This is a genomic window from Candidatus Enterococcus avicola, assembly GCF_047470845.1.
Lineage (GTDB): Bacteria > Bacillota > Bacilli > Lactobacillales > Enterococcaceae > Enterococcus_D > Enterococcus_D casseliflavus.
The window spans coordinates 1-12,807 of sequence record NZ_JBLGTY010000040.1; the positions used below are offsets into that span (position 1 = coordinate 1).

A 12,807-nucleotide genomic window follows, 5' to 3' on the forward strand; every position below is an offset into this window, starting at 1 on the left:
TTTTTTGGACTTAACTGTTATAAAATATTTTTTTGATTTAGCTAATTTTCACTTGACTCTATATAGTTAGTCTTTCTCAGCAAGCTGTCTACCCATTCTTGAAAGGCTGCTGTAAAACGCAGCTCGGAAAGATTGCTTACTTGATAAATCACTTGATTTTCTGTTGGTTGAAGCGTTGCTTTTTCAGCGTGAAGCACAAGATTACTGAACGGTAAGGTTAGACGGGCAGGCATCTCGACTTCTTCTGTTTTTACCAACGTGAGCTGGTCAAAACCAAACGTTGTGACCGTATAGGCTCCTTCTTCAAAGACCCATTCTTGATCAATCGACAGGACAGGCACTCGCTGAGGCGGCAATGGCTTTTGTTTGGCTTGCAGCAGATGCTTACCGAGATTTTCAAAAAGACTGTCAAAGAAGGTCATCCACGGGTCACGCAGAACTGGCAGGCTTTGATTGAAGCCATCATAAATGATCTGCAAATAAGCCAAGTAGTCTTTTTCTGATAATTGGTGTAAAGCAACCCCATAGACCCAGCGATCCTTGCCTGAAAAAACGCGGACGACGTTTCCCGTCATCTCTGCTTGGTAGCCATTACGGGTGATTTTAAACGTCAGCTGCGCATCTGGCGGAAAATAAAGAGGAACGTCAGAAACAAAGGACAAGCCGTTTTCTGAGATATTTTCTGTCATCAAAGAATAGCTGGCGTCTTGGTCGGAAACTTCAACAGGATAATGGACTCTGAACCGTTCCGTCGTTCGGTAAATCGGGCGACCGAGATAAAATAAGACCGCAAAGGTTAAGTTAAAGAAATGGGTCAGCAACCAGAAAGTCAACACGCTGCCATAGAAAATCTCTGAGCCGAATTTGCCGTAATTAAACTTCACTAAGCCGATAATCGTCAAAATCAACAGCAACAAATGCGGCACCACAAACAACAAGTCTTTTTTAGACTGAGTTGCTGCTTTATTGGTCACTTTGAAACGGGTCTCTTTGATGCCAATGGCTTGTAAAAAGACAGGAATCACTAGGTAAGGTGCAAAAATCGTTTCCTGGATCTCGCCCCAGCGCTGCGTTCGAATATCACTGCTCAAATCCTGCATCGCCAAATGCAAGAACGTATAGCTTGGCAGCCAAAACAGCAGCAAGACCCAAAAGTTGGTCTCTACGACCCTTACATTAAAGACGGTGTACAAAATCGGCGCGAAAATAAACAGCAACCGACGTAAAAACGACCACCAATACAAATAACTGTTTAAGAAAACCATTTTTTGCGCCAAAGACAACGTCTTGTTCTTAAAAAGATGGAGATTGTGGACACTTTGGACCACTCCTCTTCCCCAGCGAATCCGCTGCTTTAAGGCACTTGGGATATCAATGGGAGACAGACCGCTGGCCATGGGCTGCAGTGTTGATAAACTGCGATAACCTTGGCAATTGATCAAGGCGCCTAATTCAAAATCTTCCGTGATCGTGTCCGTCGGAAATCCGCCAGCGGCTTCGATCGCTTCTCGTGCGATCACCGTATTGGAACCTGTATAAATAGCTGTATCATGGGCGTTGTTCAAAACATTGACTTCTCTGGAAAAGAAGTCCTGCTCGTTAGGGATCGCCGCTTCTGAAAAAAGATTGTACTGAAAAAGATCCGCATTGTAAAAGCTTTGCGGTGTTTGGACAAAGCCCAACGGTTTGATGGTCTGATCTTTGCGGCGTTCCTGCTGATTTGCCACAAAATATGGCACTGTTTCCAGCAAAAAATCTGAGTAAGGAATCATATCTGCATCAAAGGTCGCCACTAGCGGCGAATTGGTTTTTGACAATGCATGATTGAGATTGCCTGACTTGGCATGCTGATTGCCTGTCAATCCGATATAGCCGATGCCAAATTTATCTGCCAGTGCTTTGACCTCTGGACGGTTGGTGTCATCTGACAAGTAGATGTGAACTTTTTTGGGATCGGGGTATTTCATATGAACTGCCGCATTGACTGTTTTTAATAAAAGCGGCACTTCTTCATTATGGGTAGCAATCAACACATCGATCGCTGGATAGTCGGCTTCTGGCACGATCGGTTTTTCAAAAGGCTTTGCTTTGTTTTTGTTCCAAATCAACAGCAAGCCCGTAAAGTTCGATACGATCTCACTGCCCCAAAGCAGCAAACCAAACAGTAAGGCAAACCAAGACTCGTGCCATGGCAATGTATACAGCCCCCGCCATGATAAATAGATCAGCGAAAAGACAAACGCCAGAAAGTAAACGACTTTTTTCGCCCAAGGCAAACGTTTTTGTTCCACCTCAATCACTCCTTAAAGATGACATTTTTTTGCACATGGTAACTAAAGAAAAAGAGCAGGCAATCGACGCCTATTTTTAACAACACAGAATCCCCGATCGGCAGGATCAAATAGATCAGGTAGACGAGGAAAGAGGACAGCAAAATCTGTACGATGACTAATAAAAAATACTGCAGCATACTGTTCTTTGTCCGTTGACCAAAAACAAGCTCGCGATTGATGTAGTAATTGACGATCGCCGAAATCAAGCGGGCACCCAACGACGCGATCACGATGGAGGACAGATCGATGACAGACAAGAAATGGATCAATAACGCATAGGCGATCACATCGACAAAAAAGGAGACCACAGATGAAAACAAATACTTCAAAAAGACGCTATAGATAGCGACGGAATCTGCCAAGACCCGAAAATGGGAAGAGGCATTTTCTTCAATATAGATGGTGGCGATCGGTTGCGAGAGAATCGGCCACCCCCGTTTCTGGGCTTCGATCAGCATCCGCGTTTCATATTCAAAGCGCTCACCTGAGATCGCCAACAAATCTGTCATGAATTTCCGAGGGAAAACCCTTAAGCCCGTCTGCGAATCCTCGATGGCAAGACCAGTCGCTAAACGTAGGATATTTCGGGTCAATATGTTGCCGAACTTACTCCGTAAGGGCACTTCTTTGCCAAAGGATCGGGTCCCTAAAATAATACTGTCGGGATGGGCTTGGGCCTTTGCTAAACAAGCCATCATATCGGTATACTCATGCTGCCCATCCGAATCAATGGTCACCATAAATTCAACAGCTGGCTGGTTTGTCAGCACTTCGGTGAGGGCGGTTTTGATGGCTGCGCCTTTTCCAAGATTCTTTGGATGGGTCAAAACCTGACAACCAAGCTGCTGTGCCAATGCCGAAAAGACAGGCTGATAAGCTGCCCCACTGCCATCATCCACGACCAAAATCGGCAGGTGCTGGTTATGCAAACGAATTTTCTCCACCAGAGCCAGCAGTTTGTGGTCAGGTTCTAGCGAAGGAATCATGATTAAACTATTTTCCATATGCGCTCCTCATTTAAGGTAGTATTTTTGAAAATAAAAAAGAAAAGAAGCCAACTCCATCAGTAAAGACAGAGTTGGTCGCGACCGCTGCGCTTGGCTCGATACAATGCTTGATCGGCTCGTTCTTGTGTTTGCTGTAGCAACTCGCCCTTTTGCCGTTGTGCGATCCCAATCGACAACGTGATGCTGACCGAATCGCCTGCATCCAAGATGATCTCTTGGTAACGGATGCGCTTTTGGATTTTTTCGAGGAGATAAGCAGCAGCCTGTGCGTCTCCTTGGATCAAGATCGCAAACTCTTCCCCACCGATGCGATAGACAGGATTGCTCGCCGTACAGTAGGTCGAAAAAATACGAGCGATTTCTTGCAAAATCACATCCCCAGCACGGTGTCCGTAACGGTCATTGTAATTTTTGAAATGATCGATATCGATCAAAGCGATCGATAAGTCCACCTCGGTCGTGTCTAGGCGTTGGCGGTCATCTTGAAATTTACGGAAGTTGTTCAACTGCGTAAGATCATCGATTTTGACCAATGCCAAAATGCGCTGCATATCATTTACTATCGAGTAAAGGAAAAACGCCAATGTATAGGCGAGAATGCCATAAACTATATAAATTAGGGTCGTTTTTTGAATATCACCCGTCAGATAAAAACCAAAAAGAAAGGAGATAGCGATCAAGTAGGTAATTGATAGGAATAACTCTTGTTTGTCAGTAAATCGCCGTTTGGCCCAGGCATGCAGAAATGTCAGTGTCACTATCAAAAAAAACGTAAGATATAAGTTCAACCAAGACGATTTTGATACTTCAAACAAGAAACGCCCTAACGCTAGATTGACCATCGTCGGTACGGTCACCTTCCACCCCAGATATTTCATGGAAAAAGCGTAAAGCAAAAAGCGCAGGTCAAATCGCGTTTCATATACGACGTAAGAGAAATTCATCATCAGCATCCCCACCACGGTTTCACAAGCAATCGCAGCTGCGATCTGTTTCGCTTTGAACGTCCCTTGGCCAACGAATCCGTCACTGATTTTGAATAACAAATAAATATTGATGATAATTGCGCCTAAATTTGCGAGTGTATTGACAACCAGCGTATTTGCCATTTCCTGTGCTTCCTTTCTAAAAAAAAGAACCCTTACTTGCTGATTCGACGGGACAATTCCAGAAACATTTCATTGGAAAAGCGGACAAAGCATCAAGTAAGAATCACTATTTATTATTGACAGTTTTTATCACTCTTGATTTAGAATAATTTACCAGAAATTATACATAGTTTCAATCTTTTTGTTGATATGCGAAGATTCTCAAGATAAATAAAAAAAGCAAAATGTATATTTTTTAAATAAATAACTTTATTTCTTTATTATTACTAACTTTTTGTGCATAAAGATTTAATTCTTTGTGAATTTGTGCAAATCATTTTTTCATTATTTTTTTACGTCTCAGGTAAGGTGCACACCCGATTTCGACCACTTTGTTTTGCGAGATAGAGTGCTTGATCGGCTCTTTCGACGGCTGCCAAGATATCGCCATGACAAACGGTGCTCGCTTCAACGCCGCAAGACAAAGACATCGTCCCTTTTTCAAAATTGGCGACAGGAAACATACTGCTGGAAATAGTTTGACACAGCGTCGTCATCGCAGCTACGGTCTTTTCTTTGACATCCCCTTCGATCACGACACAGAACTCTTCGCCGCCATAACGATAAAAGGAAAAGGTCTCGGCAAAATGCGCCTCTAAAAAAATAGTTGTCCGTGTGGCAAAGGTTCTCAACAGCTCATTTCCAGCGATATGACCATAACGGTCGTTGACCTTTTTGAAGTGATCGAGATCGATCATGGCGATCGTCACAGTCTTTTTCTGTGAAACGGCTTGAAGCAGATCGTGGTTATAGGTCCCATAGTTGAAGCAGCCGGTCAATGCATCGATCTTACTATTCGCCAACTCTGCCAGTACTTGGTACTCTTCGCCTTCAATCAACCGATGCAGCCACATAAAGCCGCCCAACAGCACAAAAGAACCAACAAGTACTGCCAACATCGCTTCCCAGTCATAGGTCGTCGTATGATGGACCAACATCGAAAAACGCGGTGAGATCAGACAGGTCAAAAAATACATCAAATAAAATTGCTGTTGCGGACGCAGCGGCTTGATTTTTGATAAGAGAAAATCAAGGACAAAGACGCCGACACCTAATAGCGGTAAATAAAAGGCTTTGCCAATGTCAGAAAAACCGACAAACAGTAAATAGAAAACGACCATACACGGCGTTATCAAAATCAAGATCTTGCCACGATCACCATAGAAAAAATGACTCGCAATAAAAGCAGTTGTGTATTGATAACAGATAAACCCAACTGAATTCATTGAAAAAGAAAGAATAAAATACAAATGCGTAAACGTCAGAATACCAATAATAAAATACTTAAATGGACGAGAAACCGATATTTTTTGCACACTTCGTACAAAAACATCTGCGGTCACCAGTAAACTGGCAATCATCAGCGGCAAACCAAACGCCAAGAGCACGCCTCGTTCTAACATTCCATCACAATCGCTCTCCTTTAGACCATAAATATCCTTGTTGTAAATGAATCCCCATCTCAAGCAGCTGCGCCATCTTATCGCGGGTCTCGATGCCTTCAACGATCAACTCAAGCTGATACTTTTTGGCGACCTTCAACCAACAGGTCAAGAAACTAAACCCGATCTCCTCATCGAGCTGAATAAACGGCAGTAGTGAAAATTTCAAACAATCCACATTTTCAAGATTGGCAAAGACCAATGAGAGGGTATTTTGGCCACAGCCGATGTCATCGACAGCGATCACATAGCCATAGGCTTTGATTTTTGCAAGGGCAGTAGACAAATCAAAAGAATCATGCTGACCTTTTACAGGATGCTCTGTTAATTCGATCTGCAACTGCTCTTTGTGGGCAGTCATCCCCTCAAAAAAAGTCCACGTTGACTGCCACAGCAGCTGTTGTGGATGAATATTGACACTAAAGCGGGTTTTCGGCTTTTTTTGGCACAACCGTTGCAGCTCCTGGGCATACCACCCCATCAACTGCTGATTGCCACTTTCAGATTGAATCATTGCGCTGAATTCTTGTTGCGGAAAGCGGTTGTTTTTCTCGCTGCGCAGCAAGACCTCATAGCCGTTCACCTCTTGCTGACTTAACGATTCTACCTGCATGATTGGTTGACATAACAGATAAAAATTGTCTGTGTTTTCCCAAATTGTTTCATTTCCCATCTTCGTTAAGCCCCCATCTAGTAAAGTTATCACTTCCGAAAATTGGTCATATTCGTATCATCGCTCGTTCATAGTCCTTAGAAAAAGAAGCTTCAAAGGAACTGACTTGCCTAAGTATACCAAATAGAGCCGCAGTTCCCCAACTATTTTAGATGATTGGGGAGATTTTTTTGTGAACGATTGGACAGAGATTGTAGCTTTCACCCATAGTTCCTCTTTCTTCTGACGGTTGGAATTCTGCGCTTTTCTTGTATCAAAAACGCTGTTTCTTGCTGACTTACACGTTGGTCGATTGGCGTTTTTGACAGCTTCTTCGGCTCATCCTCATAAAAAAGCCAGCTGAACAGGAATTGTTCAGCTGGCTTCCTTTTTCTGTTAATAAATTAAATAGTCAGAGGCACCGGCTTGCTTGATCTCGATCACCAGCTTATGAGGCAGGCAAATACTCGTCTGCCCATTGCGATAGATCCAGCTGGTTTTGACAGCAATCTGGTCGGGACTATTGTCTTCACGAACTCGGATCGCGCCATCTTTGATCTCGACGATATTGTACTGACCTTCTGCTGGATAGTAGGTTTTTTCCATCGCATCGATTTCTTCTAAGTTAAAACGGTCAACCTCTTCTCCATTGATCCGCACGATTGCATACCGATCGCCGGTATCACTTTGAGCTTGTGCTTCAAATAGAAAAAGCGGTAAAAAAGAGCCGACAACTAACAGAACAAACAGCAGATAATCATAGGGCTTTAAAAGTTTTAAAAATGGCTGGATCGTCTTTTTCATCACATGTACGCCTTTCACGGTTCATTCACTGTTCCTTTTTAGAAGGTAATCGCTCTTCAAAAAAAGCAGTTAGGTCGATGATCTCTTCCTCTGTGAAGGTTTCTTGCTCCCATTGGGCAAGGATTTGTTCTTGCAAAGCCAAATCCATTTCCCAAAAATGCTCGATCTTCTTGAAATGCTTTGAGTCAAAGGAACGAAACACGGGGTAGATCATCAAAAATTCTTCAAAGGTAAGATCCCAGTCCTCAGTATAATCTTCAACGACCCCTTCTGACAAGGCTTTTTCCGTCGGATCGCCGTTTTCTTTGATCAAACCTGCTTCGTAAAAATGGCGATAGATTGCCTCTTTGGTGATCTCTGGATGAAATTTTTTACTGTGACGATAGGCTTCTTCAATCAATGACGGATAGATGATCTCCATTTTCCCCCTGCTTTCTGGAAGGCGTCATAAGACGCCGTTAATTCTTTTCGATTGGGTGCTGCGCTTTATAGTCTGCTAATGATACATGGTGGCTGCGCTTGAAGGTTCCTGTTGTCCCATCAAACGAAATCGCTGGTGCTTTGACGCCATAGTGGGTCCGGCGCTTATTCTTTTTTGCTTTTGATGTTTTTCTTGCAGGTACTGCCATGTCATTTCCAACTTTCTTTCACTTTCTCATTATGCACGCAGCTGCAATGCATTTTTCCTTTTATTTCGCTTAAATTCATGAATGATCTTTAATGCGCGTTTCCTTGTTTTGATGTTCGGGCTCTTTAAACGTCGATACGCACTAGACAAGTCCGTTTTTTCCATATTGACTCCTTTCTGTTACCAGCTTGCTTTTGTAACGCCGGGAATTTCTCCGAGATGTGCATGCTTACGGAAATTGATCCGTGACATGCCGAATTTATTCATGTAGCCGCGCGGACGACCATCGATCATATCCCGTTTTTTCAAACGAGTCGGATTCGAATCCTTCGGTAGTTTGGCCAATGCTTGGGTATCTCCTTGTGCTTTTAGTTCTTGACGTACTGCTCGGTATTGTTCGATGAGTTGTACTTGTTTGTTGTATTTTGCAATTTTTGATTTTTTTGCCATTCAGTTATTTTCCTTCCTATTTCTTGATTTCACGAAAAATCGCTCTGCGCCGCAACTTTGGTGAATATTTTTTTAATTCTAAACGTTCCGGCGTATTGCGCTGGTTCTTATTGGTCAAATAAAGTCTTTCCCCTGTCTCCACACATGCCAAAATAATATTGTTTCTCATAATAACCAGCTCCTTTCTCTTGCGTCACACCAAAAGAACACTCAAAGTGTAACGATTACGTTTTGTATCATATCACACTAAAACACAGGAAGCAAGCAAAACTATTTCTTCTTTTTTTTATTTAACACGTGAAGAAAACGTCATATGAATTTGTTTTCAACCGTCGCTGTCATTGGTGGCAAGATAACAGAAACCTATAGCTTTTGATCCCGCAAAAAAATCACCTGATTTTTAAGAAATCACTGGTTGGGCTTTTCAAGCAGCCCAAGTCGTGATTCTTTGTCAGGTGATTTCATTCGGTTAATTTACTGATTGGTTCTCATGTGATGCAAGCCATTCACTGATCGCCTGCAAGCGTTCTATCCGCAGGTTCGGCAAGCCATTGCGCGACAAACCATGAGAGGATTGAGGAAACAGCATCAGCTTCGTATCGACGCCTTGACGTTGCAATGCCATGTAAAACTGCTGTCCTTGTTCTTGCGGACATCGCAAATCATTTTCTCCATGGAGGACTAGCGTAGGTGTCTTGACTTGGCTGGCATAGGCCAAAGGCGACATCTTCCAAAGTCCTTCGGTCTCATCAAGTTCCCGCAACAATTGGAATTTGACAAAGGCAGGTCCAATGTCACTCGTCCCATAAAAGCTGATCCAATTTGAGATCGAGCGTTGCGTAACGGCCGCACAAAAACGATCGGTATGGCCAACGATCCAGTTGGTCATAAAGCCACCATAACTGCCGCCAGCCACATGGATGGTGTTCGTATCGATTTCTGGATGGTTTGCCACCACGACATCCACCCCCAACAGCAAGTCTTGATAATCTTTATTGCCATAATCACCTAAAATCGATTTGACAAATGTTTGACCGTATCCTTGCCCGCCACGAGGGTTCACCAAGATGACCCCATAGCCATTAGCGGCATGGACTTGCATCTCATGGAAAAATGTTTCCCCATAGCAGACCTGCGGACCGCCATGAATGTACAAAATCGCTGGATGATTCTCCTTTGTTTCGGTCGGGGGCAAATACCAGCCTTGAATTTGCCAATCATCTGCTCCTTCGTACCAAAACGCTTCGGGTTTACTGATCGCTAACTGTGACATAACTGCTTGGTTGGGATCATAGAGATCGGTTACTTCACCACTTGTTAAGTCAATCAATGCTAAGCGACTAGGGATCGTTGGCGTCGCATAAGCAACAGCAAGTTTGGCTTCTGAATAGATCGCCGCATCGAGGATATCCATTTTTTCATCAAGTAGTTTGGTCCATTCTCCTTGGGTCGTGGCACGGTACAATTGTAGCTTGCCATGTTCTGTTACGGGTACAAGGAATGTGTCATCCGTCAACCAGGTGATCGCTACGCCACGATTTTTTTGTTGAAAATCACTGATGATCGCATTGCCAAAGGCAACATCTAACTCCTTGGAAAGATTTTTGACTGCTTTCGTTTTTAAGTCGATCAAAAACAAATCATCCAAGGTCACAAATCCGTAAGAGAGATCATTGCCTAATAGTAACAGCTGATCATTGCGCGCAGCAGCAAAAGTGTAGGTTCCTTCTGGCAGGATGTTTTCTAAACTTTCTGTCTTTTTCGTCTGGCTATCAAGGAGACAAACCTTCGAGCCATAGTCCCATTCATCTTCTTCCTCTTTGTCAAAGGTGAGGAACAACGTCTTCTGATCATCCGCGATGCCAGAAAAAACAAAGGGAGAATCATGCTCAAAAATCAGTTCCGTTTCTTGTGTCGCGATCGTTTTTTTGACGATCGAATGTTTTTTTTCTTTTAAAAATCCGACGCCATCCGCCAAATAATTGACTTTCGTAGTAGCTTTTACTTCTGGAAATTCCTTTTGCTTGTCCGTCTTTTCTGTGTCGTCTTGATTCTCTGAGACCGGCTCTTCTTGTGCCAGCTTATAATAGACCGCCGTTGCGTCTTGCTTCCAAAAATAGTCCCCCAGACCCTTCTCAGTGACAAGTGCTTGGGGCTTGCCTCCGGACACTGGCATCGTCCATAACGTACTTTCATCTTTCTTTGGATCGGTCGTCACAAAACTGAGCCTTTGATCATCTGGCGAGACCTTTAGGTTGTTGTGGGTCGTCGCTTCGGTGCCCCACTCACGCCGTTCGTTGGTCTTTGGGTCAATACTATAAATCGCTGAATCATACGTATTAGTCTCTTGGTTGACTGCCGTTTCCAAGTAAAAAACCTGATTTTGCCCCACTGCAGGCTGCGCAATCGTTTTCAGTTCAAACAGTGTCTCATTCGTTATTTTTTCCATCCGTTTCCCTCCAAAGATACGTGTTTTCGCAGTAACTATCTACTAGTATATCAAAAGAAACGAATTTTTCTGCTTTTTTCCCGCCTTTTTTTAATAGTGAAATCTTCGCAGATTCGCTACTTCTTCAAAACCAGCCGACGTCCCTGTCTGCCGCAAGATCTCCTGCCCATTTTCTAAAAGGGTCAAGGCAATTTCCGTACTGGCGCTTTCGCGAATGATCCGATTCATTTGCCCAATAGAAGGTGCTAACAACGAATGGCCTTCTTTCGTCAACACTTCGATCGTCAGCAGCCACTGTTTTTGTTTGAGCTGGATCACTAAACGGTCTTCCGTACGTTTGACATCATGAATCTTTGCACCATGATAAGTAGCAAAACGATATTCTTGGCTGCCGACTTGCAGAACACAAATCGTTCCCAAAAAAGCAAAACCAGCAAAGGGAATGTCGGCTGCGGAGAAAAAGAACCGTATATCTGGTGCATCAAAACTGTTGCACTGAACCCAGATATAAGCTGCTGGAAAGGAGGTACCCCAGTCTTTTTCCAAATAACCGATCCCGTTCGTAAAATCGATTGGTTCTTCGTTCCAGTACAGCGTACCTTCTAAGGTATGACTCATGCTCAAGACACCGTGGTAGCACTCCATAAATGACAGGTACGAAAAAGGCCCCATGATACTCGGCGCATAACGTGTCCGCTGAATCGGTTTGTGGTCGTTATATTTTACTGCTCCTTGTACTTGGAGATCGTTATTTTTTAAAGAAACTTGAATGCCTGCTTCACTAAAGATATTGTCACCAATCGTTACTTTTCGCTCCTCTTCTGAAACCTGAAAATCAGTTTCTGGAAAGGAGAAGTAATGCGCGCCCTCATGATTGATCACTTGAATGAACACTTCTTTGGTACCGTCTTCTTGAATCGAAAGACCTGGAATAAAAGCATAGACTTCTTCACCGATTTGGTGCTTATGGTACCAGCCTTCAAAAAAAGCGGTCTGCTTATTGTGGCCGTGAAAGAACCGATCTGTTGTCAACATCTTGATTTCCCTCCGTTTCTTTTTTTAGTGTAGCATGAAGCAGAAAGATTCCTCAGGATAATGCCTTTGTCCATGTAAAAAAGCCAGAAACAAGCAACACACTTGTTTCTGGCTTTGCTTATTGCTTTTTCATCACTCGACGGGTCCACCAGAGAAAAATAAGAAACCCTACAACGAGCAGTGTCAAAAGTCCGCCGGTCATCCACGATGGATCCCCAATGTGATAAAATGCCATGGCTTTTTGCAGGCAACCAAGCAACACAAATACCCCCAGTAGAAAAACGATCGGATAAAAAGCTTTTTCTTTGCGTGATACAACAAAAACGATCGCCGCTACCAGCAAACTGCCAACCAATACTACATCAAAAGGAAATGCGATCGTCAGGAGCCACCAGTTTTGGGTCAGCAGATTGATCAACAGTGAAAGACCAATCCAGCCACTCACAACGAGCCAAAGGGAGCCGAAACGAATCACCTTGCTTGTGCCCTTCTTTTGATAGATGGTTTTGCTGATGATCGCAAAAATCCCGATGACCGCTACCACAGTTACCAATCCTGTTAAAAGATAATCCAGCAGGTTAAGAACCAGTGGTCCTTGATTTGTAAAATCAGCTATAAACTTGATCCCCCAACTGATACCAACCGCTAAATATGCCAATTTGAGACGCTCTTTGAAATTGCTCTTTGGCGTGTTTGCCAACAGTTCATCTGCCACCCCTTTCGGATCATTACCAAAATAGTGTTGCGCCTCTTCTCCATGAGTTTGTGCTTCTAATAAATCCTGAATAGGCTACACTTAACTAGACAGAAAAGATAAGGTGTGTAAAATATAAGAAAACACACTGGAGGAAATATCACA

Annotated in this window: 14 protein-coding genes; all 14 read right to left on the bottom strand. The window is 43.4% G+C overall.

What is annotated here, in order from left to right; genetic code table 11:
* Window positions 1-41: 41 nt before the first annotated feature.
* The 14 genes from ACI3E5_RS17040 to ACI3E5_RS17105 all read right to left on the bottom strand — a co-directional run bounded on the left by ACI3E5_RS17040 (window position 42) and on the right by ACI3E5_RS17105 (window position 12,663).
* Entirely contained in the window at window positions 42-2,300 is a 2,259-nt protein-coding gene (locus ACI3E5_RS17040) for a glycosyltransferase family 2 protein (RefSeq protein WP_270287126.1), read from the bottom strand.
* The gene (locus tag ACI3E5_RS17045) at window positions 2,297-3,337 is read right to left on the bottom strand and encodes a bifunctional glycosyltransferase family 2/GtrA family protein (protein ID WP_060791718.1); all 1,041 of its coding nucleotides are present in this window, start codon (window positions 3,335-3,337) and stop codon (window positions 2,297-2,299) included. Before ACI3E5_RS17045 ends, ACI3E5_RS17040 begins: the two co-directional genes overlap by 4 nt.
* A 59-nt stretch (window positions 3,338-3,396) precedes the next feature.
* On the bottom strand, window positions 3,397-4,449 hold the full coding sequence (locus tag ACI3E5_RS17050; RefSeq protein WP_005225346.1) for a GGDEF domain-containing protein: 1,053 nt from the start codon (window positions 4,447-4,449) through the stop codon (window positions 3,397-3,399).
* A gap of 332 nt (window positions 4,450-4,781) precedes the next feature.
* Window positions 4,782-5,891, bottom strand: a complete 1,110-nt coding sequence (locus ACI3E5_RS17055) for a GGDEF domain-containing protein (protein WP_123834635.1) — start codon at window positions 5,889-5,891, stop codon at window positions 4,782-4,784.
* 4 nt (window positions 5,892-5,895) lie between these two features.
* A complete protein-coding gene (locus ACI3E5_RS17060; RefSeq protein WP_498822129.1) occupies window positions 5,896-6,603 on the bottom strand; it encodes an EAL domain-containing protein in 708 nt (235 codons plus the stop codon).
* Window positions 6,604-6,978: 375 nt separating this feature from the next.
* Window positions 6,979-7,386, bottom strand: a complete 408-nt coding sequence (locus ACI3E5_RS17065) for a NusG domain II-containing protein (RefSeq protein WP_005237322.1) — start codon at window positions 7,384-7,386, stop codon at window positions 6,979-6,981.
* 25 nt (window positions 7,387-7,411) lie between these two features.
* Complete coding sequence (locus tag ACI3E5_RS17070; RefSeq protein ID WP_498822128.1) at window positions 7,412-7,807, bottom strand: hypothetical protein; 396 nt, start codon at window positions 7,805-7,807, stop codon at window positions 7,412-7,414.
* A gap of 37 nt (window positions 7,808-7,844) precedes the next feature.
* Window positions 7,845-8,015, bottom strand: a complete 171-nt coding sequence (gene rpmF / locus ACI3E5_RS17075) for a 50S ribosomal protein L32 (protein ID WP_060792875.1) — start codon at window positions 8,013-8,015, stop codon at window positions 7,845-7,847.
* A gap of 29 nt (window positions 8,016-8,044) precedes the next feature.
* Window positions 8,045-8,179 carry a putative metal homeostasis protein gene (locus ACI3E5_RS17080; protein ID WP_005237325.1) on the bottom strand — a complete coding sequence of 45 codons (135 nt, stop codon included), beginning with the start codon at window positions 8,177-8,179 and terminating at the stop codon, window positions 8,045-8,047.
* A 15-nt stretch (window positions 8,180-8,194) separates the two neighbouring features.
* Window positions 8,195-8,464: a 30S ribosomal protein S14 gene (gene rpsN / locus ACI3E5_RS17085; protein WP_005225340.1), complete on the bottom strand. Its 270-nt coding sequence runs from the start codon at window positions 8,462-8,464 to the stop codon at window positions 8,195-8,197.
* 16 nt (window positions 8,465-8,480) lie between these two features.
* The gene (rpmG, locus tag ACI3E5_RS17090; protein ID WP_005225339.1) at window positions 8,481-8,633 is read right to left on the bottom strand and encodes a 50S ribosomal protein L33; all 153 of its coding nucleotides are present in this window, start codon (window positions 8,631-8,633) and stop codon (window positions 8,481-8,483) included.
* Between the two features lie 300 nt (window positions 8,634-8,933).
* Window positions 8,934-10,913, bottom strand: coding sequence for a S9 family peptidase (locus ACI3E5_RS17095; RefSeq protein WP_498855886.1), 1,980 nt, complete (start codon window positions 10,911-10,913; stop codon window positions 8,934-8,936).
* A 90-nt stretch (window positions 10,914-11,003) separates the two neighbouring features.
* On the bottom strand, window positions 11,004-11,948 hold the full coding sequence (locus ACI3E5_RS17100) for a tocopherol cyclase family protein (RefSeq protein ID WP_081117322.1): 945 nt from the start codon (window positions 11,946-11,948) through the stop codon (window positions 11,004-11,006).
* A gap of 118 nt (window positions 11,949-12,066) precedes the next feature.
* On the bottom strand, window positions 12,067-12,663 hold the full coding sequence (locus ACI3E5_RS17105; RefSeq protein ID WP_498822127.1) for a hypothetical protein: 597 nt from the start codon (window positions 12,661-12,663) through the stop codon (window positions 12,067-12,069).
* Window positions 12,664-12,807 lie beyond the last annotated feature (144 nt).

What these genes read in the sequence shown, in the direction of transcription:
- rpmG (WP_005225339.1), bottom strand. Translation starts at nt 8,633, where the DNA reads ATGAGAAACAATATTATTTTGGCATGTGTGGAGACAGGGGAAAGACTT.
- ACI3E5_RS17080 (WP_005237325.1), bottom strand. Translation starts at nt 8,179, where the DNA reads ATGGAAAAAACGGACTTGTCTAGTGCGTATCGACGTTTAAAGAGCCCG.
- rpmF (WP_060792875.1), bottom strand. Translation starts at nt 8,015, where the DNA reads ATGGCAGTACCTGCAAGAAAAACATCAAAAGCAAAAAAGAATAAGCGC.
- ACI3E5_RS17045 (WP_060791718.1), bottom strand. Translation starts at nt 3,337, where the DNA reads ATGGAAAATAGTTTAATCATGATTCCTTCGCTAGAACCTGACCACAAA.
- ACI3E5_RS17055 (WP_123834635.1), bottom strand. Translation starts at nt 5,891, where the DNA reads ATGTTAGAACGAGGCGTGCTCTTGGCGTTTGGTTTGCCGCTGATGATT.
- ACI3E5_RS17060 (WP_498822129.1), bottom strand. Translation starts at nt 6,603, where the DNA reads ATGGGAAATGAAACAATTTGGGAAAACACAGACAATTTTTATCTGTTA.
- ACI3E5_RS17100 (WP_081117322.1), bottom strand. Translation starts at nt 11,948, where the DNA reads ATGTTGACAACAGATCGGTTCTTTCACGGCCACAATAAGCAGACCGCT.
- rpsN (WP_005225340.1), bottom strand. Translation starts at nt 8,464, where the DNA reads ATGGCAAAAAAATCAAAAATTGCAAAATACAACAAACAAGTACAACTC.
- ACI3E5_RS17065 (WP_005237322.1), bottom strand. Translation starts at nt 7,386, where the DNA reads ATGAAAAAGACGATCCAGCCATTTTTAAAACTTTTAAAGCCCTATGAT.
- ACI3E5_RS17070 (WP_498822128.1), bottom strand. Translation starts at nt 7,807, where the DNA reads ATGGAGATCATCTATCCGTCATTGATTGAAGAAGCCTATCGTCACAGT.
- ACI3E5_RS17095 (WP_498855886.1), bottom strand. Translation starts at nt 10,913, where the DNA reads ATGGAAAAAATAACGAATGAGACACTGTTTGAACTGAAAACGATTGCG.
- ACI3E5_RS17050 (WP_005225346.1), bottom strand. Translation starts at nt 4,449, where the DNA reads ATGGCAAATACGCTGGTTGTCAATACACTCGCAAATTTAGGCGCAATT.